Source organism: Kitasatospora sp. NPDC048239, from assembly GCF_043202015.1.
Classification (GTDB): domain Bacteria; phylum Actinomycetota; class Actinomycetes; order Streptomycetales; family Streptomycetaceae; genus Kitasatospora.
Map to the genome: position 1 here is coordinate 242,080 of NZ_JBICZP010000001.1, position 24,800 is coordinate 266,879.

Annotated in this window: 21 protein-coding genes; 7 read left to right on the top strand and 14 right to left on the bottom strand. The window is 73.3% G+C overall.

Annotated features, from left to right (window positions below):
* The first annotated feature begins 13 nt into the window (after positions 1 to 13).
* A complete protein-coding gene (locus ACGFZP_RS01060) occupies positions 14 to 922 on the top strand; it encodes a hypothetical protein (protein WP_392927274.1) in 909 nt (302 codons plus the stop codon).
* A gap of 234 nt (positions 923 to 1,156) precedes the next feature.
* Here the strand turns inward: ACGFZP_RS01060 and ACGFZP_RS01065 are convergent, their stop codons facing one another.
* A complete protein-coding gene (locus ACGFZP_RS01065; RefSeq protein ID WP_392927276.1) occupies positions 1,157 to 1,795 on the bottom strand; it encodes a nuclease-related domain-containing protein in 639 nt (212 codons plus the stop codon).
* A gap of 486 nt (positions 1,796 to 2,281) precedes the next feature.
* Here ACGFZP_RS01065 and ACGFZP_RS01070 point away from each other — a divergent pair, with 486 nt between their 5' ends.
* Positions 2,282 to 2,824 carry a flavoprotein gene (locus ACGFZP_RS01070; protein ID WP_392927278.1) on the top strand — a complete coding sequence of 181 codons (543 nt, stop codon included), beginning with the start codon at positions 2,282 to 2,284 and terminating at the stop codon, positions 2,822 to 2,824.
* Between the two features lie 12 nt (positions 2,825 to 2,836).
* On the opposite strand, the gene ACGFZP_RS01075 is transcribed toward ACGFZP_RS01070, so the two are convergent.
* The 9 genes from ACGFZP_RS01075 to pgl all read right to left on the bottom strand — a co-directional run bounded on the left by ACGFZP_RS01075 (position 2,837) and on the right by pgl (position 10,784).
* On the bottom strand, positions 2,837 to 3,409 hold the full coding sequence (locus ACGFZP_RS01075; RefSeq protein WP_392927279.1) for an HAAS signaling domain-containing protein: 573 nt from the start codon (positions 3,407 to 3,409) through the stop codon (positions 2,837 to 2,839).
* Positions 3,406 to 3,774 carry a PadR family transcriptional regulator gene (locus ACGFZP_RS01080; protein WP_392927281.1) on the bottom strand — a complete coding sequence of 123 codons (369 nt, stop codon included), beginning with the start codon at positions 3,772 to 3,774 and terminating at the stop codon, positions 3,406 to 3,408. The genes ACGFZP_RS01075 and ACGFZP_RS01080 overlap by 4 nt, the downstream gene beginning before the upstream one ends.
* 149 nt (positions 3,775 to 3,923) lie before the next feature.
* The gene (locus ACGFZP_RS01085; RefSeq protein WP_392927283.1) at positions 3,924 to 4,571 is read right to left on the bottom strand and encodes an HAD-IA family hydrolase; all 648 of its coding nucleotides are present in this window, start codon (positions 4,569 to 4,571) and stop codon (positions 3,924 to 3,926) included.
* A complete protein-coding gene (locus tag ACGFZP_RS01090; protein ID WP_392927285.1) occupies positions 4,571 to 5,248 on the bottom strand; it encodes a ribulose-phosphate 3-epimerase in 678 nt (225 codons plus the stop codon). The genes ACGFZP_RS01085 and ACGFZP_RS01090 overlap by 1 nt, the downstream gene beginning before the upstream one ends.
* Positions 5,249 to 5,270: 22 nt before the next feature.
* The gene (locus ACGFZP_RS01095; protein ID WP_392927287.1) at positions 5,271 to 6,362 is read right to left on the bottom strand and encodes a DegT/DnrJ/EryC1/StrS family aminotransferase; all 1,092 of its coding nucleotides are present in this window, start codon (positions 6,360 to 6,362) and stop codon (positions 5,271 to 5,273) included.
* A gap of 87 nt (positions 6,363 to 6,449) precedes the next feature.
* A complete protein-coding gene (locus tag ACGFZP_RS01100) occupies positions 6,450 to 7,667 on the bottom strand; it encodes a dehydrogenase (protein ID WP_392927289.1) in 1,218 nt (405 codons plus the stop codon).
* Positions 7,664 to 8,797 (bottom strand): sedoheptulose 7-phosphate cyclase, encoded by a 1,134-nt coding sequence (locus ACGFZP_RS01105; RefSeq protein ID WP_392927291.1) that lies wholly within the window; start codon positions 8,795 to 8,797, stop codon positions 7,664 to 7,666. The genes ACGFZP_RS01100 and ACGFZP_RS01105 overlap by 4 nt, the downstream gene beginning before the upstream one ends.
* Positions 8,794 to 9,921 (bottom strand): ROK family protein, encoded by a 1,128-nt coding sequence (locus tag ACGFZP_RS01110; protein ID WP_392927292.1) that lies wholly within the window; start codon positions 9,919 to 9,921, stop codon positions 8,794 to 8,796. Before ACGFZP_RS01110 ends, ACGFZP_RS01105 begins: the two co-directional genes overlap by 4 nt.
* A complete protein-coding gene (gene pgl / locus ACGFZP_RS01115; RefSeq protein WP_392928289.1) occupies positions 9,918 to 10,784 on the bottom strand; it encodes a 6-phosphogluconolactonase in 867 nt (288 codons plus the stop codon). The genes ACGFZP_RS01110 and pgl overlap by 4 nt, the downstream gene beginning before the upstream one ends.
* Between pgl and ACGFZP_RS01120 the strand changes: the two genes are divergently transcribed.
* Positions 10,783 to 11,646: an arylamine N-acetyltransferase gene (locus ACGFZP_RS01120; protein ID WP_392927294.1), complete on the top strand. Its 864-nt coding sequence runs from the start codon at positions 10,783 to 10,785 to the stop codon at positions 11,644 to 11,646. The two genes, pgl and ACGFZP_RS01120, sit on opposite strands and share 2 nt — an antisense overlap.
* Before the next feature lie 13 nt (positions 11,647 to 11,659).
* Here ACGFZP_RS01120 and ACGFZP_RS01125 read toward each other — a convergent pair whose 3' ends face one another.
* Complete coding sequence (locus tag ACGFZP_RS01125) at positions 11,660 to 13,135, bottom strand: glycoside hydrolase family 3 N-terminal domain-containing protein (RefSeq protein WP_392927296.1); 1,476 nt, start codon at positions 13,133 to 13,135, stop codon at positions 11,660 to 11,662.
* A 63-nt stretch (positions 13,136 to 13,198) separates the two neighbouring features.
* Positions 13,199 to 14,218 (bottom strand): ParB/RepB/Spo0J family partition protein, encoded by a 1,020-nt coding sequence (locus tag ACGFZP_RS01130; RefSeq protein ID WP_392927298.1) that lies wholly within the window; start codon positions 14,216 to 14,218, stop codon positions 13,199 to 13,201.
* Between the two features lie 1,877 nt (positions 14,219 to 16,095).
* Between ACGFZP_RS01130 and ACGFZP_RS01135 the strand changes: the two genes are divergently transcribed.
* The 4 genes from ACGFZP_RS01135 to ACGFZP_RS01150 all read left to right on the top strand — a co-directional run bounded on the left by ACGFZP_RS01135 (position 16,096) and on the right by ACGFZP_RS01150 (position 21,559).
* Positions 16,096 to 17,109: an LLM class flavin-dependent oxidoreductase gene (locus tag ACGFZP_RS01135; RefSeq protein WP_392927299.1), complete on the top strand. Its 1,014-nt coding sequence runs from the start codon at positions 16,096 to 16,098 to the stop codon at positions 17,107 to 17,109.
* 341 nt (positions 17,110 to 17,450) lie between these two features.
* A complete protein-coding gene (locus ACGFZP_RS01140; RefSeq protein ID WP_392927301.1) occupies positions 17,451 to 19,874 on the top strand; it encodes an acyl-CoA dehydrogenase family protein in 2,424 nt (807 codons plus the stop codon).
* 66 nt (positions 19,875 to 19,940) lie between these two features.
* Positions 19,941 to 20,198, top strand: coding sequence for a phosphopantetheine-binding protein (locus ACGFZP_RS01145; protein WP_392927303.1), 258 nt, complete (start codon positions 19,941 to 19,943; stop codon positions 20,196 to 20,198).
* Complete coding sequence (locus tag ACGFZP_RS01150; RefSeq protein WP_392927304.1) at positions 20,195 to 21,559, top strand: condensation domain-containing protein; 1,365 nt, start codon at positions 20,195 to 20,197, stop codon at positions 21,557 to 21,559. Before ACGFZP_RS01145 ends, ACGFZP_RS01150 begins: the two co-directional genes overlap by 4 nt.
* Positions 21,560 to 21,668: 109 nt before the next feature.
* On the opposite strand, the gene ACGFZP_RS01155 is transcribed toward ACGFZP_RS01150, so the two are convergent.
* Both ACGFZP_RS01155 and ACGFZP_RS01160 read right to left on the bottom strand, forming a co-directional pair.
* Positions 21,669 to 23,003, bottom strand: a complete 1,335-nt coding sequence (locus ACGFZP_RS01155; protein ID WP_392927306.1) for a bifunctional folylpolyglutamate synthase/dihydrofolate synthase — start codon at positions 23,001 to 23,003, stop codon at positions 21,669 to 21,671.
* Positions 22,997 to 24,799 (bottom strand): AMP-binding protein, encoded by a 1,803-nt coding sequence (locus tag ACGFZP_RS01160; RefSeq protein ID WP_392927307.1) that lies wholly within the window; start codon positions 24,797 to 24,799, stop codon positions 22,997 to 22,999. The genes ACGFZP_RS01155 and ACGFZP_RS01160 overlap by 7 nt, the downstream gene beginning before the upstream one ends.
* Position 24,800 lies beyond the last annotated feature (1 nt).

Genomic DNA, 24,800 nt, shown 5'->3' on the forward strand with positions numbered 1-24,800 from the left:
AGAGGGGGCAGTTGTGGCCAATCAACGCTCGCATGCGGACAGTCCGGCACTGAGCAAGGCTGCAAGTAAAGGGAACGTTGCCCTCGGGTGCGGTGTGGCCCTCGTCGCAACCATTCTATATTTCATCGCATTCGCCGAAAGGGGTAGCGTTGGCTGGAATGCGGTTCTCAACTCCATCGCCGCCTCCTTAACCGCAGCCCTCCTGTTCACCTTGGCCGACTATCTGTTGAGCAGAAGAGACTATGCGCAGTATATTGAGCAGCTTGGCAACATGATGCTCACCGAGATTCGATCCCTGGAGTTTCAATCGAATGCGGTTTCAAATGCTCGTGACCTGGGGCTGGTTCAGGTATTTACGAACGACAGGAATGACGAGTGCATGAGGGCGGAGGGGAAGCTGATACGCGAAGCTGCAAGTTTGACTCTGCTCATGAATGCAGGTGCCAGCTGGGTTGAGATGCATAGGGAGTCATTCCGCTCCCGATTTGGCGATCAAGAAAAATCGACAACGATCTTCATGCCGAGCCCTGCGTCCGACTTCTCGGTTATTCAGGCCCGGAAGGAAGAGATGAACGCGGATGCCCTCATAAATAGGCAAATAGGCGTCATTCGCAAGCTTGATGGCCTGTCCCCTCGAGGTGGCGATCGCCCCTACACGGTGATCGGCCATCAGTTGTTCCATCCTTGCCTGCTCATACTGACCGACACGGATGCCATTATTGCGCCGTACTATGCATCAAAGGGACGGAAGGTGCCGCCGGCGATGTGGTTCAAGAAGACCAAAGGGGGAAGTGATTATTACTCGCGCCTCCGGGATGATGTTAGGGAGCTTGAGGCGCTCGCGGACTCGGCTGAAATTCTCCCCTGGTTTGACGAGCAGATGCGTGGCGAAGTGCCAATTCCCATCCAGGGGGCTGCCTAGTGATTCAAGTCCGCGCTGCTCTCAGTGGTCAGAGCTGGGTGCTATTCGAATCCGTGCCATTGCGTCCGGCGATGCACATGTGACCTGCTCGTCCGGTCCGGTTCGAAACCGTCCGCGCCCACCGGCCCCGGTGCCCCGCACCGGGGCATCGGGCTTTAGAAGCCGGGCCGGCTGAAGTAGGCGACGGCAACGGCTGATGGCGGGTCCCGTGCGGCGGCTTGGGGACGGTCGGTGTCACGGAGGTCCGGGCTGGCGGGACCTCCTGTTGTGGGCGCCGAGCTGGCTCCAGACGTGGCGGTGCCGCGCGATGGTGAAGATGCGTTCGACATGCTCCGGGGTCAGCTGCGTCGGCGCGGATGCGAGGTTCGCGGCGATCTGCTCGCCGGCGACGACGATCACGGGGGAGGCCGTCTCCTGGGTGATCTTCCGGGCACCGACCACGGCGACGACCGGGTGAACGGGCACCTCGAAGCCGCACCACCTCCTGAGCAGCTCCGCCGTTCTGGTGGCCTCGAACGCGGCGTTCGCCAGGTAGGGGAAGCTGTTGCGGTTGACGCTCACCATTCTGTCGCCGACCCGCACGGTGGCGTCCGGGTGGTGCTTGGTGTTGATCGTGAAGACGCCGGGCGACCCGATCACCACGTGGTCGATGTCGGCGCCGCTGGGCAGGGGCACGCCGTGCAGGATCTTCCAGCCGGAGACCCGCAGCGGCTCCAGGTTGGCCCCGACGATGCGTTCGCCCTCCAGCCCCAGGAGAGTGGTCGGCGCCCCGAGGGGATTCCGGGTCGCCTTGGCGACCAGCCGGACCCACACGTTGTGCGTCCGCTCGTCCCGCCGGAGCATGCTCTGCAGGCCGGCGCCGGGAGCGTTCAACGCGAGATCGTCCTCATCCCGCAGGGGCGGGAGGTAGGGCACGCGCACCTGCGGCCCCGGCGCGGTTGCGTCTCCGTTGCGCCGCACAGCGCGCGGAGGTATGACCTGCCCGTAGACGGCACACCACTCTTCGATTTTCGCCAGCGCGGCACGCTCAAGCGTGGAGTCCTGGATGTCGACCACACCGGTCAGACAGTCAAGCCATGCGACCGAAGAGCCGCGGGCACCGGCCCTGTTGACGTACAACCGCCACCTGCCCGGCTTCCGCCACGGCCTGACCGAAAGCTCCTCCACGAGGCTCTGTCCTCCCCAGTCCAGATGCCTGACACCAGATCAGCATGCCCAGCGCGTAGCGGGCGCGAACGCCGTCGGCCAGCCAGGGAGGGGAGGGGTTCGGTCAATGACCGAGTGAGTGGGTGTGTGTGATGGGGTGCCTTGCCCGGGCTGTGGTGGCGGGGGTTGCATGGGGCCATGTCGACTCGTCGGGTGCTGTACGTGTTGGGGTCCGCTGCGTTGCCGGTGCTGGATGTGGGGGTGGTGGTGCGGGCTGCGCAGGGGGAGGGGTGGGATGTGTGTCTGGGGTTGACGCCCACGGCTGCGGAGTGGTTGGGGGGTGAGCTGGCGGAGTTGGAGGCGCTGACCGGGCATCCGGTGAAGAGTCGGTATCGGCGGCCCGGTGATCCGGAGTTGTGGCCTGCGGCGAGTGCGGTGCTGGTGGCTCCGGCGACCTTTCACACGATCAACGCGCTGGCTCTCGGGATCACCGGGTCATGGGTGGTCGGGTTCGCGGCGGAGGCGATCGGCAAGGGCATTCCCATGGCGGTGATGCCTTGTGTGAATACCGCGCTTCTTGCTCATCCGCAGGCTGGGCGGAGCCTTGCGGTGCTTCGGGAGGCGGGTGTTGCCGTCCTGCTCGGGGAGGGCGGGTTCGTCCCGAGCGCGCCGGGGGAGGGGCAGCCGGCCGAGTACCCCTGGGCAGCGGCGCTCGCCGGAGTGGCGAGGCTCGGTGACGGGGCCCGGCGCGGCTGAGCGGCAAACGGTTCACGCCGTCCGGTGGAGGCGGATCGCGGCGAGGGTCGGGAGGGCGGCGGCCAGGAGGAGGGCGGCCAGCAGGCCGACGGGGCTGAGGCCGCCGAGGGTGGTGGAGAGGGCGGCGGCGAGGGCGGGGACGGTGAGGAGGGGGGAGAGGGCGAACAGGGTCGCCTGCCGCTTCTCGCCGCGGGACCACTGGGGGGACTTCCACAGGCGGATGAGGCCGGCGGCCGCGGCGGCGGGGGCGACGAGGAGTCCGAGGACGGGGATGAGTGCGGCCGGCAGCGGGAGGACGAGCAGGCCGAGGGTGATGGCGGTGCGGCGGGGGCTCTCCGGGACGGGTCGGGCGGCGGGTTCCTCGGAAAGAGCGGCGTCGGCGATCTCCGTGGGGGTGCCGAGCTGGTCCAGGATGCGGCGGACGGCGCTCCCGTCGGAGGGGTCGGACTCCGACAGGGCCACCTCGATGTGTTCGCGCAGGTCCGCGAGCAGTTCCCGGCGGCGGGCGTCGGGCAGGGCCGCGGTCCGGTCCTCGACCGAGGACAGGAAGGAGCGGACGAGGGGGTGGGCGAGGGTGTTGGTCACGTCGGCTCTCCAGGGGTGAGGAAGTGGTCGACGGCGGCGCGGAAGGAGGGCCAGTTCGCGGTGAACTCCTCCAGCGCGCTCCGGCCGGCGTCGGTCAGCGTGTAGTACCGGCGCGGGGGTCCGCTCTCGGACTCCTGTAGGTGGGTGTCGGCGAGCCCGGTCCGTCGCAGGCGTGACAGCAGGGGGTAGATCGTGCCCTGGCTGGTGGCCATCACCTCGACGCGGGCGAGTTCCGCCAGCAGCTCGACGCCGTAGCGGGGGCCGTCCCGCAGCAGTGCCAGGACGCAGTACTCCAGCACTCCTTTGCGGAGTTGGCTCGCCACCCGTCCGTCTGCCTCGGGGTTACTTGCATTGCCATCTACCATGCAAAGCAAGGTACCACGCCGGGGGTGGACACGGGGGTAGCGCGAAGGGCCGGTCCGCAGGTGGGGAGTCTGCGGACCGGCCCTTGGGGGTGGGGCGTCAGTGCGGTGCGTCGGTGCGGTGTATCAGCGCGGGTCGTCAGTGCGGTGTGTCAGCGCGGGGCGTGCGCGGCCAGGACGGCGCGGATGTCCGACAGGCTGTCCACCACCGCGTGGGCCTCGGCGAGTTGGTCGGCCGAGTGGGTGGTGGTGATCCCGATGACGAACATCCCCGCCCGGCGGCCCGCGGTCACGCCCGCCGGTGCGTCCTCGACCACCACGCACTCCTGCGGGGCGGCGCCGAGCGCGTCGGCCGCGGCCAGGTACCCCTCGGGGTGGGGCTTGCCGTTCTCGACGTGGTCGGCGGCCACCAGGACGGCCGGGGTCGGCAGGCCGGCGCTGCGCAGGCGGCCGGTCATCAGGCCGCTCGGGCCGGACGTCACCGCGGCCCACCGGTCCGCGGGCAGGCCGCCGAGCAGTTCGGGCGCGCCCGCCACCGGGCTGAGCAGGGCGACCCCCTCGGCCTCCAGCTGCTGGATGCGGGTCAGCACCGAGGGGACGTCCTCGGCGCGGAAGAACATCGGTACCACCTCGGCGTCCCGGCGGCCGTGGCAGACCGCCAGGATGGCGTCCGCGTCCGCGCCGAACTCGGCAGCCACCCGCCGCCAGACGTCGACGATCAGCCGGCTGGAGTCGACCAGGGTGCCGTCGATGTCGAACAGGAGGCGCAGGTCCGCGGGGGCCGGGGCGACGGCCGTCATCAGGCGCCTGCCGCGATGGCGCCCAGCGAGCGGAACGCCGACTCCACGCCGGCCGGGTCCTGGAACAGGGCCGAGGCGACGACCAGGCGGTCGGCGCCGGCCGCCCGCAGCGCGGCGGCGCGCTCCGCCGTCACGCCGCCGTCCGCGGCGATCCGGATGTGGCCGAGACCGCGCGCGTCCAGGTCGGCGCGCAGGCGGCGGATCTTGTCCACGGTGTAGGGCAGGAAGTCGCTGGTGCCGGGGTTGACCGCCATGACGACGACCTGTTCGACGAGGTGGGCGATCTCTTCGACGGACGACAGCGGGGTGCCGGGGTTGAGCGCGATGCCCGCCGCGATGCCCGACTTCTCCAGGTCGCGCAGCAGTCGGGCGATGTGCGGGGTGCTCTCGACGTGGACGGAGACGAGGTCGACGCCCGCCTCGGCCAGGCCGTCGATGTGGGACTCCGGCCGCGTCACCTGGAGGTGCACGTCCAACCGCCGGTCGAAGGCCTTGCGGACGGACTTCACCGCCTTGAGGCCGAAGCTGATGTCGGGGACGAACACCCCGTCCATCACGTCGAGGTGCAGGAGGTCCGCGTCGGTGCGCGAGACATCGCCCACCGCCCGCCCGTACTCCAGCGGATCGGCGCCGAACAGGCCCGGCACAATGGAAACATCGGTCGTTGACCCGGTCATGGGGATCTCCTCGATTTCTCGGTCAGCCGACGATCGACAGCAGCGTGGCGGCCACCAGGTCGACCTCGTCGGGGCTCATCTCCGGTCGCAGCGGCAGGCACAGCGCGTTCTCCGCCAGGAAGTCGGAGTTCGGGAACGCGGCCGCGTCGAACGCGTAGGCGGAGAAGGCGGGTTGGCGGGCGATGGGCACCGGGTAGCGCACGACGGCGTCAACTCCCGCCGCCCTGAGGGCGGCCAGGGTGGCGTCACGGTCGGGGACGATGGCCTGGTACATGTGGTAGACGTGCTCCGGGCCGGCGACGGGCACGCGGACGGCGCTGCCGGACAGGGCCCGGGTGTACTGCTCGGCGCGTTCGCGGCGGGCCTGGTTCCACGCGTCCAGCCGGGGCAGCTTGTGCCCCAGCACCAGTGCCTGCACGGAGTCCATCCGACTGCTGAACCCGGCCTCGACGTGGTGGTTCTGCTCCTGTTGGCCCAGTCCGCGCAGCCGGCGCAGCCGGTCGGCCAGCTCCGGGCTGCCGGTCACGGCGGCTCCCGCGTCGCCGGCGGCGCCGAGGTTCTTCGACGGGTGGAAGCTGAAGCAGCCGATCTCGCCGAAGGTGCCGACCGGCCGGCCCTTCCAGCGGGCGCCGACCGCCTGGGCGCAGTCCTCGACGACCGCGAGGCCGTGGGTCGCGGCCAGCCCGGTGATCCGGTCCATGTCCAGCACCTGGCCGAACATGTGGACGGCGAGGATCGCCTTGGTGCGGGGCGTGATCGCGGCTTCGAGCCGGTCCGGGTCCATCAGGTAGTCGGTGTCCGTGCAGTCCACCAGGACGGGGACGGCACCGACCCGGACGATCGCCAGCACGGTGGAGTGGAAGGTGTTGGCCACCGTGACGACCTCGTCGCCCGGTCCGATGCCCAGGGCGTGCAGGGCGAGGATGAGCGCGTCGGTGCCGGAGTTGACCCCGACGGCGAAGCCCGCCTCGACCTGCTCGGCGAAGGCCCGCTCGAACTGCTCGACCGGCTTGCCGAGGATGTAGTCGCCGGACAGCAGGAGCTCGGAGATCCTCCCGGTCAGCTCCTCGAGGTCGTCGAACTGGGCCGGGTAGCCGTAACGCGGGACCAGCATGGTGTTCTCCCTGGACGGGTGGGTGCCCTGGACGGGCGGGTGGTTCGGAGGGGGGCGGGGCAGGCGGCGCGGGCCGGCGGCCGGGGCTCAGCAGCCGGGGAGGACCTCGGCCACCGTGGTGGTGAGGTCGGGCGCCCGGGTGGTGCCCGACGGCATCGTCGGGTCGATCAGCACCTTGAGGTGCTCTCCGGTCAGGCGCCGGCCCGGCGGGTCGGTCGCCATCGACCGCAGGACCGGTCCGGCCGCCTCCAGGGGGAGGACGTGGCTGAGCACCCGGCCGAACCGCCGCGGGTGGGCGACGAGCAGGTCCTGCGCGCGCCGCAGGAGGTCGGCGGAGGTGCCGCGGTGCCCGGTGAGGCGGATCCGCTTGCCCGAGGGCAGGGCCACCAGGCGTCCCGGTGCCGGTTCGGGCGAGCCGCAGATGTTGGACCTGCGGATCGAGTTGAGGTCCAGGTCCCCGGTCAGCTCGTGCACCGTGCCGGTGCCGAAGCCGCCGAACAGGTCGATGGCCCCGCCCTCCTCCAGGGCGCGCGCGGCCTGGGTGAGCGCGGTGGCCGAGGCCTCCCGGGGCAGGCAGAGGAAGGCCGCCCCGACGCCGGAGACGGGCGGCTCGGTGCGGTACCGGGTGCCGGGCAGGACGTCGCGGCCGCGCAGGTAGTCCAGCCGCTCCGCGCGCCCGTGGACCAGGGTCATCGGTGTCCCGCGCAGTTCGCCGACCAGTGCGGCCAGTACGGCGGTCGTCCCGCTGCCCCACACCGCCGCGCTCCGCGCCCGCCCGGAGGCGTCGAGCAGGTCCCAGCCGTAGAGGACCGCGCCCAGCGGTTCGACGAGCACGGCGAGGTCGGCGACCAGGTCCGGCCGGGCGGGGACGAGGGTGCGCAGCACCGCGGCGCCGGCGGCCGTCGTCGGGTAGTACCGCCGGAAGACCCCGTCGTGGGAGTGCCCGAGGATGCTGTCCTGGTCGTGGGGGTCAACCGGGTTGAAGATGCCCCGGTGGACGCCCGAGGGCGAGCGGTACTCCGCGAGTCCCTCGTGGCCGAGCACCGCCGCCCCGTCGGGCCGGATCCCGCGCTGGATCTGCAGGTCGGTGCCGCAGATCCCGGCGCGGAGCACCCGCAGGGCCGGGCCGGCCGCGGCCTCGGTGCGGTCGAGGCGCAGGCCGTGGTCGGCGGTGCGGGTCCAGGCGAGGTCGTCCCTGGCGGAGACGGCCGTGGAGACGCCACTGAAGGCAGCGGTGGTGTCGGTGCGGGCGGTGTCGGTGCGGGCGGTGCCGGTGCGGGCGGGGTCGCCGTCGGTGTCGCTCATGCCGCGAGCCCCTCCTCGTCGAGCAGCCGGTGGAGGACGTCCACCGAGCGCCGCAGCTCCGGCTCCGTCAGCTCGTTGACGAACACGCACTTTCCGATGCCGACGGGCAGCGGGATGTTCTGCCGCCCGTCGCGGTGCCGGGTGGACTCGCCGAGGGCGTCCCAGAGCAGTCCGACCTCGCAGACGGGGTGCCAGACCGGCAGTCCGGACCTGCGCAGCAGGCGCAGCACACGGACGGCGTCGGCGGGCGACTGCAGGCCCTGGTCGACGGCCAGCGCGCAGGACAGCGCCATGTCGATCGACACCGCCTCGCCGTGCAGCAGCCCGGGCCGGGCCGCCATCTCGAACCCCGGGCTGAAGGTGTGCCCGAAGTCCACCGCCCGGCGCAGCTCGTGCTCCCACAGGTTGGGTTCGAGCTCCTCCAGCATGCCGCCGATCGCGCGCCGGACCACCTCCTGTCCGGCGGAGCCGTCCAGCCGGTGGCGCACCAGCTGTTCGGCCTCCGCGTCGAGCAGGTCGAAGAGGGCGGCGTCGTGGATCACCGCCATCTTGATGATCTCGGCCATTCCGTTGCTGATGTGGCGGGTGTCCAGGGTGCGCAGGAAGGCCCGGTCCACCAGCGTGTCGCGGGCGGGATGGTAGGTGCCGAGCCGGTTCTTGTGGCCGTGGAAGTTCACCGCGTTCTTGGCGCCGACCGCCGCGTCGACCATCCCGACCAGCGTGGTGGGGATGCGGACGAACGGGGTGCCGCGCCGGTACAGTCCGGCCGCCAGCCCGACCAGGTCGGTCAGCACACCGCCGCCGACGGCCGTGATCGGCTCCCGGCGGGCGAGCGCGATCGAGTCGGCCGCGCGCACGATCTCCTCGAGTGACGGGATCGTCTTGGTGTGCTCGCCGCCGGGCAGCCGCAGGATGTGCGGGACGGTCTTCCGGCTGAGGAAGTACTCCTGGATCCGCGCGCCGTGGAGGGCGAAGACCTGCTCGTCCACCACCACCAGGCGCCGCGCGCCCGGCGTCAGGCCCACGGCCTGGGCGAGCGCGTCGTTCGCGGGTGACAGCACCTCCGTCACCTGGGTGACCCGGTAGGAGACGTCCTGACGGGCGCGGACGGTCCATTCCCCAAGACTCATGCTGTGTGCGCTCTCTCGTTCAGAATTCCCCGTGCGTGAACTCCCGCTCCACGCAGCGCGTTCAGCCCGTTCGGCTGTCCTCGGACGATCCGGCGGGCGAAGTAGCCCTGGTCCCGGTCCGAAATCCCGTACAACCCCAGCTGGTTGAGGTTGCGTAGCAGGCTCGCCAGATAGGCGTCCCCGAGATTGTCCACCACCCCGCCGGTGAGCACGGTGTGTTCAACCTCCGGGTTGAGGGCGGCCTGGGCGAGCAGCACCCGGGCCAGCGGCAGGGTCACGGCGTCGAGCACCCGCAGGGCGCCGCGGTGGCTCTGCGCGACCAGCCCGCCGAAGGACGCGAGCGTCTGAGCCGTCGACCGGTTCGGCGTGTCCGTACCGCCCCACACCGGAGCGGGCAGGCTGCGCAGGAAGCGCCCGATGCCCGCGCCCGAGGAGAGCGCGCCGACGTGGTCGGGCGCCCCGCAGTCGCAGCGGGCGGTCACGGGGGCGCCGTCCCAGTGCAGTTGTGCGGGCAGGTGGCCGATCTCGCCCTGCAGGCCGTGCTCCCGGTCCAGCGGGATGCGGCCGGTGGCCAGGTCGATCGTCCGGTAGGCGATGCCGGTGCTCACCGTGACGGCGGCGGCCTGCCGGCGCTGGTCCAGTCGGTCGTTCCTCAGCAGTGCGTACGCGAGCGCGGACACGTCGTTGACCACCGACCAGCGCGCGTCCGGCCGCCGGGCGGAAAGCTCCCGGGCCGGCCACCAGTCGGTCCGCTCACTGCCGAACAGCGGTGCGCTGCCGACCACGTGGCCGGTCCGCCCGTCCATGGCCGCGCCGAGGGAGACCGCGCACAGGTCGAGCGCGGTGGGCCACTCCAGCCGGATCTCGTCCAGCGTCCGCACCAGCCAGTCGACGATGCGCTGTTGGAGGACGGCGGCCGTGGCGGGTGCCGCGGGCGCGGTGCCGCGGGTGACGGCCGGGTGGCGGCGGAAGGCGGCGACGGTGTCGCCGTCGACCAGGACGCCCGCCCGGAACCAGGTGCCGCCGAGGTCGAACACCACCACCGGGCGCGTGCTGCGGCGGGCCTCGGCGGCGCAGAAGCCGGGCGTCCCGGCGGCGGCCGGTTCGGACGGGGGAGCGGTCACCGGTAGGTGCCGGCGGCTTCGGCGTCCAGCAGCAGGAGCCCGTCCGATCCGAGGAAGGCCCGGGCGGCCAGGGTGTCGGCCGTGCCGGTCGCCAACTTGGCCACCGCCTCGGTCTTCTGCGCGCCGGTCGCCATGATGATGCGGGTGGCGGCGCCGCGCAGCGACGGCAGGGTCTGCGTCATGCGCACCGCGCCGTCCACGGTGGTGGTCACCGTGACCCCGGCCTGGTCCTGCGGGTCGTAGCGGTCGGCGAACAGCGAGGCCAGGTGGCCGTCCGGGCCCAGTTGGAGCAGGACGGCGTCGGCGCCCGCGGTGCCGGTCAGCGAGGCCAGCAGCTTCGCGTACTGCGCCGCGCCGTCGGCCGGGTCGCCGGACCGGACCGGCATGGGGTGCCGGCGGTCCTGGGGCACCGCGGCCGGGTCCAGCAGCGTCTCGCAGATCATCCGCCAGTTGGACCCGGTCTCGGCCTCGGGGAGGACCCGGTCGTCGGTCTGCACGAAGTGCACCGACGCCCAGGGCAGGTCGTAGGTCGCGAGCAATTGGTAGGCCGTGGTCGGAGTATTTCCTCCGGTCAGTGCAACGACGCATTCGCCGCGCTCGGCCACGGCCTTTCGTACGGCTTCGGCGACGGCTTCAGCGGCATTCTCGGCCGCCGCGTCGGCGGTCGGCAGAACCCGCGAGGGGAGGGGGCTCAATGCAAAACTCCCGGTCTTGGCCAAACAATCGATCAATCCGGTACGACCGTACTGCGGACGGCCGTATCCGGCCATGGGTGGGATTGAACAGCCGCCCTGGGAGCGGGAGATGGACCCGCACGTCAGGCCCTGTCGAACGGTGTGGACGGCTGCTACGGTTCCGACCATGCCGACGACCACTACCGCTGGATATCTCGACCGACTCGGCCTCCCCGGCGACCTGGCGCCCACCGTCGAGAATCTGCGACGACTGCACCGCGCCCATGTGGAGAGAATTCCCTACGAGACGCTGGACTTCCAGCTCGGAACGCCCGCGGGGATCGACCCGCAGGAGTCGTTCGACCGTATCGGGCAATTCCGCCGGGGCGGGTACTGCTTCCAGCTGAACGGCGCTTTCCTGGTCCTTCTCGGAGAACTCGGCTACCAGGTCGGGATGCACCGGGTCGGCGTCCAGAAGGTCGACGAGGCGGAGCCGGCGGGGGTCAACGGCAACCACATGGCGCTGACGGTCGGCGGGCTGCCGACGCCGCAGTCGCCCGACGGGCGCTGGCTGGTCGACGTCGGTCTGGGCTTCGCCTTCCACGAGCCCCTCCCGCTGCGGACCGGCCTGACCGAGCAGGGCCCGTTCGGGTACCGGCTGTCGGAGTCCTCCTGCGAGCCCGGCGGCTGGCGCCTGGACCACCGCCCGCTGCGCGGCTTCGCGGGCGCCGACATCTCCGTCCGTCCGGCCCGCGCCGAGGACTTCGCCGACCAGCACGCCCACCTGTCGACCTCGCCCGAGTCCGACTTCGTCCGCCTCGCCCGGGTACAGCGCAGGGACGCCCTCGGCACCGACCTGCTGCTGGGCCGGGTGCTCACCCGGATCGACGGAACGGGCGATCAGCGCCGTGAACTGACCAGCCCCGACGAGTGGTTCGAGGTGCTGCGGACCCGCTTCGGCCTGCCCCTCGACGAGCTCGGCGCCGCCGGGCGCGAGCGGCTGTGGGCGGTGGTGTGCGACGGCCACGAGTCCTGGCTGCGGCAGGGCTGACCCGGCGGCGGTCTCACCACCGGTCCCTCGGGGCGCCCGCCGCCCGCCTGCCGGACAGCAGCTCGGCCGCCGCCATCGCGTTGACCAGGCCGGCGCCGAAGGTCTTCAGCACCACCGTGCCGGCGGGGGCGGGCAGGTCGCGGAAGCCCATGTCCACCAGGACCGCGTCGGGGCGGCCCGCCAGCAGCGCGGTGAGCACCCCGGTCTGCCAGGCGTCCGCGGTCTCGGCCCTGACCACGACGGCCAGCGGCACGCCCGCCGGCAGGTCGAGGTCGGCGGCCGCCGTGCCGGGTGCCACCGTGAGCGCCCCGGCGAGCGCGCCGAGCCGCGCCATCGGCTCCGCCAGGCCCCACGGCACCGTGCCGCAGGAGATGTTGGGCTCCGGGCGCAGCTCGACGACGAACCGCGCGGAGGGCGCGGGAAGCGTGCCGCGCACCTCGACGGCCCGGCGGGCGGCCGCCAGCCCGATCCCGCCCAGGTCGCCGGTCGGCCTGGCGGGGGAGGAGGTCCACTTCCGCAGCCGGGCGACCCGCTCGGCGGCCTCCTCCAGCCGGGACAGCGGCAGGACGCCCTCGGCGACGGCCCGCCGGGCGCTGTCCCGGATCTCCGCGCAGATCCCCTCGCCGTCCTGCGGCCCGATGATCATCAGGTCGACGCCCGCGAGCCAGGCCCGCACGGCCGCGCCGCCGAACCCCAGCCCGGCCTGCGCGGACCGCATGTCCAGCGAGTCGCTGATCACCACGCCGTCGAAGCCGAGTTCGCCCCGCAGCAGGTCGGTGACGAACCGCGGGCTGAAGGTGGCAGGGGTGTCGTCGATCGCGCCGACGACCACGTGCCCGGTCATCACGGCCTGCACGCCCGCCTCGACGGCCGCCGTGAACGGGTACAGGTCGCGGGAGCGGAACTCCGAGGCGGGGGTGTCCACGACGGGCAGCTCGAAGTGGGAGTCGACCCGGGTGGCCCCCAGGCCGGGGAAGTGCTTGGCCGTCGCGGCGACGCCGTGGCGCTGCAGCCCCTCGACGAAGGCCCGGGTGTGTGCGGCCACCCGTGCGGGGTCGGAGCTGAACGACCGGGCGCCGAACACCGGCATGTCGTACCCGGGACAGACCTCGACGGAGGGGGCGAGGTTCAGTGAGACGCCCGCGTCGATCAGGTCGGCGGCGATGGCGCCGGCCACCTGCGAGGTCAGCGCCGGATCGTCCACCACACCGAGGGCGAGGTTGCCGGGGTAGTTGCTGCCCCGGTGGTACTCGACCCGGGTGATGTCGCCGCCCTCCTCGTCCAGGGCGACGATCAGATCCGGGCGGTGGGCCCGCAGCGGCTCGGTGACCACCTCGCGCACCCGGCCGTCCAGGAGCCCCAGGTTCGCGCCGAACAGCACGATTCCGGCGAGCCCGTCGTCCAGCTCGCGCCGCAGCCAGTCGGTGGGCGCCGCGCCGCCGTAGGCCGGCAGCAGGCAGGAGTTGACCAGAGTCGACAGACGGTCCATCAGTTTCCCTCAGCTGTTCTTCCATACGGGACGACCGGGCCGAGGCCCTGTCAGGTTGAGGCCCTAGGCCGACGCGCGGTGGCGCTGTTCCAGCTGCTTGGCGAACTCCCGCCAGGAGTCGCTGCAGCGGTGCGCGAGGTCCGCCACCGTGCCGACGCAGTGGCTCGGTACGGTCTCGACCACGGTCTGCCACTCGTCCGGCTCGATGACGTGTCCGCCCAGCCAGCGGAGCAGGTTGCGCCCGGCGTCCGTGAAGCGCAGCGACGGGTCCGCGACCAGGATCCGCATCGCCATCGCCACGTCCCGCTGGCTGCGCCGCTCGACGGTCGGGGCGGCGGGAGTGCTCTGGGGGAGGACCGCCGCCGCCTCGGTGCCGCCCGCAGCGGGAACGCCGCGCAGCCGCGGCTGCGGCACCGGGTCCTCGCCGCGCAGCACGCGGGCGCGGACGTCGGAGGCGGTGCCCAGGGAGATGCCGGCCTCCCTGGCGATCCGGCGCAGCGGGGTCTGCGGATCCGCTTTGACCAGCTCACCGGCGGACCGCCGCCCCTCGGCGCTGCTCAGCGGACGGCGCTTGCCGTCCCGGCCGATCCGGGCCTGGAGCGTGGACACCTCGGCGCCGGGCTCCTGGCGCATGGCGCCGACCGCCTTGGCGGCGAGCCCGGTCGCCTCGGCGATGGCCCGGTCGGACCACTGGGGGTGGGAGACCAGGATCCGCGCCACCGCGGCGCGGCGGTCCGCCAGCGAGAGGGGCAGGCCGTGCGTGACGTTGAGCCGTACGGCGAGGAGGAAGAGGTCCTTCTCGTCACCCTCGACGAACCGGACGTCGATCCGCTCGGCGCCGCGCAGCCGGGCGGCGTGGACGCGGTGCATCCCGTCGATCACGCGCATGCTCGACCGGTGGACGACGATGGGCGGCAACGGTGCGTCCGACTGCGCCAGGACCTGCACGTGGTCCGGATCCTCGGCCTGGAGTCGCGGGGAGTCGGCCGAGCGCAGTGACGCGATGGGGACCGACTCGGTCGCGTGCTCCTCGGCACCGTCCCCGCTGAGCCCCAGCACCGCCGTATCGAGCCGGCCTTCCATCGGAAACTCCCCCTTTGTCATCGAACTCGGTACTGGCCATGGGAAATCGGGCCCGGGCGGCCCGCCCGCCGCCGCCCCGCCGCTGTCGGTCCATGGCACCGACATCGGCCGCCCTGCAACACCCCGCCGCCGGCCGGTGAGCAGCCGCCAGAGGTGCGCGCCGCCCGGGACGACCGGTCCGGGGGGCCGACCCCTGTACCGCGGGCCTGCCCGCCCGCGCGGCTGCGCAACGGGCGACCGCCTGACCGGGGCCCTTCGGCGGCGGCAGGACGTCGCGCCGCACACGGCGGATCCGACGCGGCGTCATGGGTGGGTGACGGTTCGCGTCGGGACGGGCTCCGGTGGAGGGAGGCCCGCTGGTCCGGTCGGCCGCGCGGAGTACGCATGCTCGGGTGGGAGCACGGCTGCCGGGGTTGCCCGATCGGGCCGGAGATCCTGTGCCGGGTCACCCGGCGCGGCGCGGCTCCGCACTGTCGGAGGGGCGGGTGCGCGGCGCGCTCGTGCCGAGGGCCGCGCGGTCCGCCGACGCGGCGGTCGGCCGTCCGCGCCGCAGGCGGGGTCCGGCCGTGACGGGCGCCGGCGCCGGGCCGGCGAGCGGGCCCGGCGCCGCGCCGTGGCGGGCTCTTCGGTGCGCGTGCGGCGAGGCGTCTCTTCGTCGGTGTTGGGCCCTCATGTATCTGATATCCCCGTCAGAAATCAAGCACGGATCGGTCGGGGCCGTCCTGGACCCGGCTGCGGATCGCAGGTAATGAACGGCCGCCGAGTGGGGGTTGCAACCGGCCGGGGCGGCCCCCGGCCCGCATTCAAAGGACCTTTGAATGCGAGTAACGGGCTCCCCCGGAGCCGTAGTTGACGACACCCCCAGCGGTCATGCGATGCGAAACGTAACAGGGGCGCAGTTCCTATGTCTAGACCAATATGGGCGGCTCCCCCGAGTTCAATGTGGGATATGGCGCCGCAGATGTGCGAGGGCCGCCGCGGAGTCGGCCGGAGGCGTTCCGGTGGGCGGCCGGAGTGCGGGCTTCCGCCGCACGGGGATCGAATTTCGCCGACTCCCTTGAGGGGATCGGTTCATGACGAACCCGCAGGTGCGGTTCGGTGCGGCCCGGCTCGTGCGGGTGTGTCCAGACCGTGCAGAACTCGGGGATGTTTGACCCGTCCGATGGGTGGCGCCCTGCCTCGATGGTGCTGCGCCGAATGGGGTTGACGGTCGGTCACCATCGCCGGCCATGTCGCGCAAGGAATGTCTACGCGCGTTACGTGGATTCGCGGCGGAGGCCGGATCCCGGGGTGCCGCCACCGATTCACCGCTCCTCGGTGGCGATTTCCGGACGGCTCGCCGGTGCGGATTTCGGTAATCGGCCGGGGGGCTGGTCATTTTCGGCGCGATTACTCACCGGCGGCTCCACAGGTGGGGGGATTTCATTCCGATCGGATTCCGGTCGACGGCGTTGTGCCGACCTGTCGGCGAAACGTGAAGCGGCCGCCGGCCCGGCGGGCCGCTCCCCGTTTCGCCGGTGTTCCCGGAGGACTGTTGAGGACGGGCAGGCGGTGGTCTACCGTGACTGCCGCCGGACCCCCGCCGCGTGGCCCTCGGAGCCCGCGGCCCCCGGCCGACGGGTCGGGCGGGCGGGTCGGCCCGGCGGGTCGGGCGCCCGGCCGCAGGGCCGAGGAGGCCGCCGGAGCACCCGGACCACCCCGTACGCCAGGCCCGCCCGGGCCGCGACCTCCCATGAGCCCGGCCGGGACCCCACCCTCCCCGCGCACTACCGGACGGCGGCCGGCCGCGCCGACATTCCGTGGGGAATTTGCCCGATCGCCTCCCCGCGGAGAACCCGAAAAGGCACCAGCCCGCCGAGCAGACCAGGGATTACACGGTGAAACACGACTTTGACGTCTACGCGACGGCCGCCACGTCCCGACCCGGCGAGGGGCACGGGCTCTCCGCCCTCGGCGAGGTCTCCCGGAATGCCGAGGAGCACGGATTCAGCGGATTGCTGGCCTTCTACAACCACCGCAACCTCGATCCCTGGCTGGTCGCGTCGACCGTGATGGGGTGCACCGAGCACCTGGTGCCGCTGGTCGCCGCCCAGCCGTACGCCGCGCCGCCGTTCACCGTGGCCCAGATGATCTACACGCTGACCACCCTCCACGGCCGCCGGGTGGACCTCAATCTGATCACCGGCGCCGCAGGGGCCGAACTGGCCCAGGTGGGCGAGACCCTGGACCACGACGAGCGCTACCGGCGCGCGGTGGAGTACGTCTCGGTGATCCGCGGGCTGCTCTCGGAGCCCGGCCCGCTCCACCACGAGGGCGGCTACTACCGGTACGAGGGCCTGCGGATCAACGCGCCGCTCGCCCCCTCGCTGATGCCCCGGGTGTTCGTCGCCGGTTCGTCGCCCGCGGGTCTGGAGGCGGCCCGGGCCGTCGCCGACGTCGCGATCACCCACCCGGAGCCGGTGGCGGGGTTCGCTGCGGACTTCGCGGGCGCGCTGGCCGGAGGACCGCGGATCGGAATCCGGGTGGGGCTGGTCGCGCGGCCGACCGGTGCGCAGGCCTGGGCGGCCGCCCGCGAGACGTACCAGGACAGCCGGGCGTCCCGGCTGACGACGGCCGTGCGCCGCAGGACCGGATCGGACTGGAGCCGGCGGCTGGCCGTCCTGGCGACCGAGGGCGACGTCTACGACGACGTGTACTGGACCGGTGCGTACCGGGCCGACAAGGGGACCCTCCCGCTGCTGGTCGGCGACTACGAGGCCGTCGCCGACTACCTCGCCCGGTACCTCGCGGCGGGCGTGCGCGTGGTCCTGCTCGGCAACATGAGCACCGCGGAGGACTTCCGGCACGCCGACGCCGTGCTCTCGCTGCTCGGCCGGACGCGGAGCGGTTGAACGCGGCGGGCCGGCGCCGGGAAGGCCTGCGACGGACGGCGCGGCTGGTCCGGGGGCGGTCCGGGAGGGGTCGTTCAACTGCTGCCCGGGAGCAGTTGAACGACCGGTCCGCGAAGGCCGCTGACGGGCGCTCAAAGCGTTCGACGTGAACGCCCCGCCCCGTGTGTATCTTCATCCGAGCGTGTTCCCCGGGAGGTCGTACGCGGTGGGCCGGGCAGCTGGGCGGCCGCGCGACCGGGGCTTGGGCGACCGGGGCTTGGGCGCTGATCGAGGAGCTGCCGCTCACCCCGCCACAGGACCGACCGGAAGCGGTCGCCCGAAACCGTGAGGAACCAGAAGCGATGAAGGCGACCACGCTGGTCGAACAGTTCGGCAGCCCGCTCTACGTCTACGACCTGGCCCAGGCCACCGAGGCCGCCGCCGCGCTGCGCGACCGGCTGCCGACCGGCGCCACCCTGTTCTACTCGCTCAAGGCCAACCCCCACCCGGACGTCGTGCGCACCCTGCGGTCGGCCGGCTGCCGCGCCGAGGTCAGCTCGGCGGGCGAACTGGACGCGGCGCTGCTCGCGGGCCACACCGGGTCCGACTGCCTGTACACGGGGCCCGGGAAGACCGCCGTCGAACTGGCGCACGCCATGCGCTCCGGCGTCACCTGCTACTCCGCCGAGTCGCTGGACGACCTGCGGCGGATCGGCGCGGCGGCCGAGCGGCACGGGGTGACGGCGCAGTGCCTGCTGCGGATCAACGGGACCACCGGCGCCGGGTCCGCCGGACTGCGGATGACCGGCACCGCCTCGCAGTTCGGGTTCGACCTCGACGCCGCGGCCGACTGGGCCGACGCCGTCGCGGACGTCCCGAACGTCGAACTGGTCGGCCTGCACCTGTTCGCCCTGACCAACGCCGGGGACGAGGCCGGACTGATCCGGGAGCTGGTGGCGAGCGTGCGCACCGCGGCGCTCCTGCGGTCCGAGCACGGGATCCCGGTGCGGCTGCTCGACCTCGGCGGCGGGTTCGCGCACCCGTACGCCGTCCCCGGCGAGCGGCCCGACTACCCGTTGCTGCGGGGGGCCCTGGAGGAGGAGCTCGACCGGCAGTTCGCCGGGTGGCGCGACGGCGCCCCGGAGGTGGCCTTCGAGTCGGGCCGCTACCTCAGCGGCTCCTGCGGGCAACTGCTCACCAGCGTCACCGACGTGAAGGAGAGCAAGGGAAAGACCTTCGTGGTGCTCGACGCCGGCGTGAACACCCTCGGGGGTCTCGCGGGCCTGCGCAGGCTGCCGCCGGTCCGGGCCGGGGCGGTGACGGCCGACGGCTCCGACCCGGATCCCGCGGTGGAGCGGCAGGTGACGCTGGTCGGACCGCTCTGCACCCCGAGCGACACCCTCGCGCACGATGCCGTGCTGCCCTGCCCGGCGCCCGGCGACCTGCTCGCCATCCCGAACACCGGTGCGTACGGCCTGACCGCCAGCCTGATCGGCTTCCTCTCCCGGCCCGCGCCCGCCGAGGTCGCCGTCCTCGACGACCGGGTGGTGTCCGCCACGCTGCTCGAACTGCGGCGGGACGCCCACCCGTTCGGCCGGGAGACGTCCGCCTCGCCGGCGGACCGGGCGCGCGGGATCCTCCCGGTGATCGCCGAGCACGCCCGCGCGGTGGACGCCGAGGCGCGCTTCCCCGCCGAGGCCCTGGCGGCCCTGCGCGGCAGCGGCCTGATGGGGCTGCTCGTCCCGGTCGGCCAGGGCGGGCTGGGCGGCGGGCTCGCCGACCTCGTCGAGGTGGCCGGGATCCTGGCCTCGGCCTGCCTGTCCACCGCGATGATCTGGGCGATGCACTGCCAACAGGTCGACGCCGTCGTCCGGTTCGGCACCGCCGAGCTGCGCGAGGACCTGCTGCCCAGGATCGCGGCGGGCTCGGTCTACCTCGGCTCGATCACCTCCGAGAAGCAGACCGGCGGCCATCTGCTGACCAGCGCCGCCCCGCTGCGGGAGACCGCGGACGGCCTCGTCGTCGAGCGGGACGCGCCCATCGTCACCGGCGGCGCGGTGGCGGACGGCTTCCTGGTCACGATGCGCGACGCGCCGGAGGCCTCGCCGCGGCAGGTCACCCTGGTCTACGTCGAGCGCGGCCAGGCCGACATCCAGGTCGGCGGCGACTGGAACCCGCTGGGCATGCGGGGCACCCACAGTGTCGCGCTGCGGCTGTCGGCGGTGGTGGCGCCGCATCAGATCATCGGTGCCAGGGGGGAGTTCGCGAAGGTGGCGATCTCCGGCTTCGCCCCGCTCGGCCACATCGGCTGGGCGGCCTGCTGGCTCGGCGCGGCCCGGCAGGCGCTGGCCGAGCTCATCACGGTGCTGCGCTCGCCGAGGCGTCCGTCCTCCCTGGACCTGAAGTCCGACCTGGTCGCCGAGCGGCTGGCCAGGATCCGGATGGACCTGGAGACGGTCGGCGCCTACCTGCGCCAGAGCGAGGAGGAGGTCTCGCGCTGCCGCGCCCTGGGCACGGACCCCGCCGAGATCTCGGTGCAGATCCACCTCAACACCCTGAAGGTGCTGGCCGCGGAGCTGTGCCACCGCGCGGCCGACCGGTGTGTGGAGCTGGCCGGACTCGGGCTCGGCTACCGGGCGGACTCTCCCGTCCCGCTGGAGCGCCACCTGCGCGACCTGCGGTCGGCGAGCCTCAACTACTCCAACGACCGACTGCTGACCGCGACCGGAACGCTGTGTCTGGTCGACCGGGAGGTCCGGCTCCTCGGGAGCGCGGCGTCCGGCTGACGGCCGGCAGGCGGGGCCGGCGGTCACCAGGCCGTCGGACCACCACGACCAGAGCGGAGCAAGACCGTGCCCACCGAATGGACACCGCAGTTCGAGCAGGTACTCCGGGAGCACCTCCCCCTGCTGGAGGCCGATCAACACCTCCTTCCCGAAGCCCGGTTGACGGCACTCGGCCTGGACTCGCTGGCGACGGTGCAGCTGCTGATCGGTCTGGAGGACGCCCTGGAGACGACCATCCCGGACGCGATGCTCACGCCCGAGAACTTCGCCACCCCCGGCGCGCTCTGGGCGGCGATGACGAGCCTGGCGACCCCGCAGCCGTGAACGAGGACGTCACCCGGGCCCGGGTGGTCCGGATCCCCGTCGGCGGCCGGCGCTCGGGCACCGCGCCCCTCACCTGGGCCCAGCGCCTGCAGTGGAACGACACGGAGTGGATGAAGCCGCACGACCACCACTTCAACCAGGGCAAGGTGCTGGCCGTTCCGCCGGGCTGCGGGCTGCCGGAGCTGGTCGAGGCCGTCGGCGCGGTGGTGACCCGGCACGAGAGCCTGCGCACCCGGTACCCGGTCGACGCCGACGGCGGACCGGTCCAGCGGCTCGCCGACACCGAGGAGCTCCTGGTGCCGGTCTACCGCACCTCGGCACCGGATCCGGCGCGGGCCGCCACCCGGCTCTGCGACCGCCTCCGGGCCGAGCGGTTCGAGCTGACCGGGGAACTGCCGCTGCGGCTCGCCGTCCTGGAGCACGAGGGGAGGCCCCGGTACCTGGTGCTGGTGGTCTCCCACGTGACCCTGGACTACTCGGGCCTCGTCCTGCTGACGGACGAACTGGACGCGCTGCTGCACGGCCGCACCACCCCCGCCGGGTTGGCCCCGGTGCACCACCAGCACTTCGACCAGGCGGCCGCCGAGGCGACCCCGCGGCTGCGGCAGCGCTCCGCGGCCGCGCTCGGCCACTGGGAGCAGGTCCTGCGCGCGGCGCCCGTCAGCATCTTCGACCCGCCCGCCGGTCCCCCGGTGGCCGCCGCCGATCCGGACCGGTTCGGCCAGGTCACCATGGTCTCGCCGGCGCTGACGCTCGCCACCGGAACGCTGGCCGACCGGCTCGGGGTCAGCAGCACCACCGTGCTGATGGCGGCTCTGAACGTGGTGCTCGGCACCGTCACCGGGCGGGCGGAGGTGCCGGTCAAGCTGATCGCGTCGAACCGCGGGTTGCCGGAGCTGCGCGACCTCGTGGGCATCGCCCTCGGCAGCTGCGTCACGCTGGTCCGGACCCGCGACCGGGGCTTTCCCGAGGTGGTCCGCGACACCGGCCACGCCGCGCTGCGGGCCTACCGCAGGGCGCAGTGCGACCCGGTCGCGCTGTCCGCGCTGCGGGCCGCGGTGAGCGCCGAACGCGGCGTGGCGGAGATCGAGTTGTCCTGCGGCTTCAACGACATGCGGCCCGCGCGCACGCAGGCCGCCGCCGCGCGGGAGATCTCCGATCTCCTCCCGCGCACCGAGGTGGTGTGGGACGGTCCGCGGCCCCGCCAGGAGGTCACCCTCTGGTACTGGGCGCAGGAGTCGGACGGCGTCGACGTCCACCACGCCCTGGTCGACCTGCACTACCTGCCCAGGGAACGGACGGAGGAACTGCTGCTCGCGGTCGAGCGGGTGATCGTGTCGGCGGCCGTCGAGGCGCCCTGACCGCAGTACCCGGCGAGTGCCCGGGCCGCCCGCGCCCGCAAAGGACCCGGCCGCCCCCTCCGTCCAGGACGGAGGGGGCGGCCGGGTCCTTCGGGGCGTCCGGGTCGGCTCAGTCCGCCAGCAGCCGGTTGCGCACCGCGCCGACCAGGTTGAAGGACCCGGTCACACAGATCAGGTCGTGCTCGCCGGCGAGCGAGAGGGCCAGCCGGTAGGCGTCCCACGGGTCGGCGGCCTGGTGGACGGGCAGGTCGGGACGGAGGCGGCCGAGGATGTCCGCGATCTCCCCGGTGGAGCGCCCGGAGATCGCGCCGAACTCGGTGTGGGCCTGGTAGCCGGTGGCGACCACGACGTCGAAGGCGTCGGCCACGAGCCCCAGGGAGCGCTCGCCGTCCCGCCCGGGGGCCAGGGCGAGCACCCCGATCCTGCGGCGGCCCGCGTACACCTCGCCGAGCGCCTGGGCCAGGGCCTCCAGCTTCGGCGGGCAGTGGGCGCCGTCCAGGACGACCTCCGGTGCGCGCCGGACGGTCTCCAGCCGCCCGGGGACGGTCACCTCGGCCAGGGCCTTGCGCCAGTGCGCCTCGGCGACCGGCAGGCCCCGGGAGCCCAGGGCCTCGACCGCGGTCACCGCGAGGGCCGCGTTGGAGACCTGGTGGCGGCCGCGGGCGCGCAGCCGCAGACCGGACCGGTCACCGCCCGCGCCGGAGAGCCGCCAGCCGGTGCCCTCGGTGTCGACGGACTCGATCTCCGCGGTGAAGTCCCGCCCGAGTTCCAGCAGCGGCGACCCCGTCTCGGCGGCCCGCGCCCTGATCACCTCGGCCAGCTCGGGCCGGGTCACCCCGCTCACGGCGACGGCACCGGGCTTGATGATGCCGGCCTTGTGCCCGGCGACCGTGAGCAGGCTGCCGCCCAGCATGTCGACGTGGTCGTCACCCACGTTGGTCACCACGCTGACCAGCGGTTCGACCACGTTGGTCGCGTCGGTGGTGCCGCCCATGCCCACCTCGACCACCGCCACGTCGACCTCGGCGTCGGCGAAGTAGCGCAGGGCGAGGGCGGAGACCGACTCGAACCAGGTGGGCCCGATGCCGTCGACCAGGCGCCCGAGCGCCCGGGCGCGGTCCATCAGCTCGCCCGCGCCGATCGCCCGGCCGTCGACGAGGAAGCGCTCGGTCAGGCTCCGCAGGTGCGGCTTGGTGGAGAGGCCGACCCGGTACCCGCCGGCCTGGAGCATCTCGGCGATCATGCGGGCCGTGGACCCCTTGCCGGCGGTGCCGCCGACGTGGACCACCGGGAGCCCGCGGTGGGGGTCGCCCAGGACCGCCATCAGCCGGCGGACCCGCTCCAGGTCGAACTCCTCGTCCCAGTGGCGGGGCCGCGAGGAGGCCAGGACGGCGTCGTAGAGGTCCTGGGGGCTTACCGCGTCGCCCGCGTCGGGGTTCAGCACGGCTCTTCTCCTGTCGCCGGGGGGAGCGGTACCGCGCCCTCGGTGAGTTCTGCCACCAACCGGGTGAACCCGGCCAGGGTGGGGTGGGTGTAGAGGGCCTCGGCGGGCAGCTCGACCGCGAACTCCTCCTCGATCCGGGTCAGCATCAGCATGGCGCCGACCGAGGTGCCGCCGAGGTCGAAGAAGCCGGCGTCCACGCCCGGGTCGTCGGTGGTGTGCTCGGCCCAGACCGCGCGCAGGAAGGCCGCCGGGCCGGGCTCGGCCGCCCCGGCGGCGGGCACGGTCGGCACCGGGGCGGGTCCGGTCGGCACGGCGGCCGACGCGGCCAGCAGGTGCCGCCGCACCTTGCCGGTGGCCCCGCGCGGCAGGGCCGGGACGAACCGCACCACCGAGGGGACCTTGTGCCGGGCCAGCCGCTGCGCGGCGAACCGGCGCAGCTCGGCGGCCTCCACCGGCCGGCGGGCGACCACCACGGCGGCGACCCGGTCACCGGCCGCGCCGTCCGGCTCGCCGTGGACGGCGAGGTCCACGACGGCCGGGTGCTCGGCCAGCACGGCCTCGATCTCGCCCGGTGAGACCCGCATGCCGGCGACGTTCAGCACGTCGTCGGCCCGGCCGTCGATCCGCAGCAGTCCGGCGGCGTCCACGGACCCGAGGTCCCCGGCCCACAGCCAGCCCTCCCGGTCGAGGTCCCGGACGTCCTCGGGGGACACCCACAGCCGGCGCGCCGGAGCCCCGGCGTACCGCAGCCAGACCAGGCCGGTGGCGCCCGGCGGCAGTTCGGCGAAGTCCTCGTCGCGGATCGAGACCAGGGTCCGGCCGACCGGGGCGCCCACGGCCTCGGGCAGCGCGGGGTCGAACAGCATCGCCGCGCCGGCCGGGAGGATCTCGGTGGCCCCGTACATCCGGACGACCCCGGCGAGCGGGAAGAGCCGCTGGACGGCGGTCAGCAGGGTGGCGGTGGCGGCCGCGGTGGAGACGGTCACCACGCGCACGCTGTCGAGGCGGTAGCCGCCGGTGTCGGCCTCCACGAGGGCGGCCGCCGAGGCGGGCACCAGCCCGATCCGGTCGGGGCGGTACCGGTCGACGGCCTCCAGCAGGCGGCGCGGGGCCGGGTCCGGCAGCGCGATGTAACTGCTCCCGCCGCCGATGTAGGCGCCGTTCAGGATGCGCTGGCCGCCGGCGGTGCCGATCACCGTGGAGTGCAGCGAGCGCTCGGGCCCGGTGGGGACGACCAGACCGGACGCCTGGTCGACGGCGAGCGGGGCGAGGAGGTTGGCCTCCGAGCACGCGATGATCTTCGGGCGCCCGGTGGTGCCCGAGGTGCAGACGAGTTCGGACACCTCGGCCACCGGCACCCGCGGCGGCGCGGGCCCGTCCGCGGCCGGGACGGTGGCGCTGTCCAGCCAGACCGCGTCCACGGTGAGGGCGTCGGGCCGCTCGGCGCAGACCACGTGCGAGGGCCGGACGGCGGCGAGCAGCCCGGCGATCTCGGCCGCCGTGAAGCGGGCCGACACCGGCAGCACCGTGGCGCCGGCCTTGAGCGCCGCCGCGTGCCAGCAGGCGAACGACACCCACTGGTCCTCGGGGAAGACCAGCGCGATCCGGCCGCCCGGGGCGGCGCCGTGGTCGGACAGGTGGCGGGCGAGCGCGTCCGACCGGGCGTCCCACTCGGCGTAGGTCAGTGCGGGGCCGTCCACCGTCGCCAGCACCACGTGGTCGGGCCGCTGCGCCGCGCTGCGCCGCAGCAGGTCGACGCGGGTGGGCGCGGACGGGCGCGCCGTCGGTGCGGTCATG

Excerpts from the sequence above, each read along its gene's own strand:
- ACGFZP_RS01105 (WP_392927291.1), bottom strand. The coding sequence starts at position 8,797 with ATGAGTCTTGGGGAATGGACCGTCCGCGCCCGTCAGGACGTCTCCTAC.
- ACGFZP_RS01085 (WP_392927283.1), bottom strand. The coding sequence starts at position 4,571 with ATGACGGCCGTCGCCCCGGCCCCCGCGGACCTGCGCCTCCTGTTCGAC.
- ACGFZP_RS01140 (WP_392927301.1), top strand. The coding sequence starts at position 17,451 with ATGAAGGCGACCACGCTGGTCGAACAGTTCGGCAGCCCGCTCTACGTC.
- ACGFZP_RS01130 (WP_392927298.1), bottom strand. The coding sequence starts at position 14,218 with ATGGAAGGCCGGCTCGATACGGCGGTGCTGGGGCTCAGCGGGGACGGT.
- ACGFZP_RS01125 (WP_392927296.1), bottom strand. The coding sequence starts at position 13,135 with ATGGACCGTCTGTCGACTCTGGTCAACTCCTGCCTGCTGCCGGCCTAC.
- ACGFZP_RS01090 (WP_392927285.1), bottom strand. The coding sequence starts at position 5,248 with ATGACCGGGTCAACGACCGATGTTTCCATTGTGCCGGGCCTGTTCGGC.
- ACGFZP_RS01160 (WP_392927307.1), bottom strand. The coding sequence starts at position 24,799 with ATGACCGCACCGACGGCGCGCCCGTCCGCGCCCACCCGCGTCGACCTG.
- pgl (WP_392928289.1), bottom strand. The coding sequence starts at position 10,784 with ATGGTCGGAACCGTAGCAGCCGTCCACACCGTTCGACAGGGCCTGACG.
- ACGFZP_RS01100 (WP_392927289.1), bottom strand. The coding sequence starts at position 7,667 with ATGAGCGACACCGACGGCGACCCCGCCCGCACCGGCACCGCCCGCACC.
- ACGFZP_RS01120 (WP_392927294.1), top strand. The coding sequence starts at position 10,783 with ATGCCGACGACCACTACCGCTGGATATCTCGACCGACTCGGCCTCCCC.
- ACGFZP_RS01095 (WP_392927287.1), bottom strand. The coding sequence starts at position 6,362 with ATGCTGGTCCCGCGTTACGGCTACCCGGCCCAGTTCGACGACCTCGAG.
- ACGFZP_RS01080 (WP_392927281.1), bottom strand. The coding sequence starts at position 3,774 with ATGGTAGATGGCAATGCAAGTAACCCCGAGGCAGACGGACGGGTGGCG.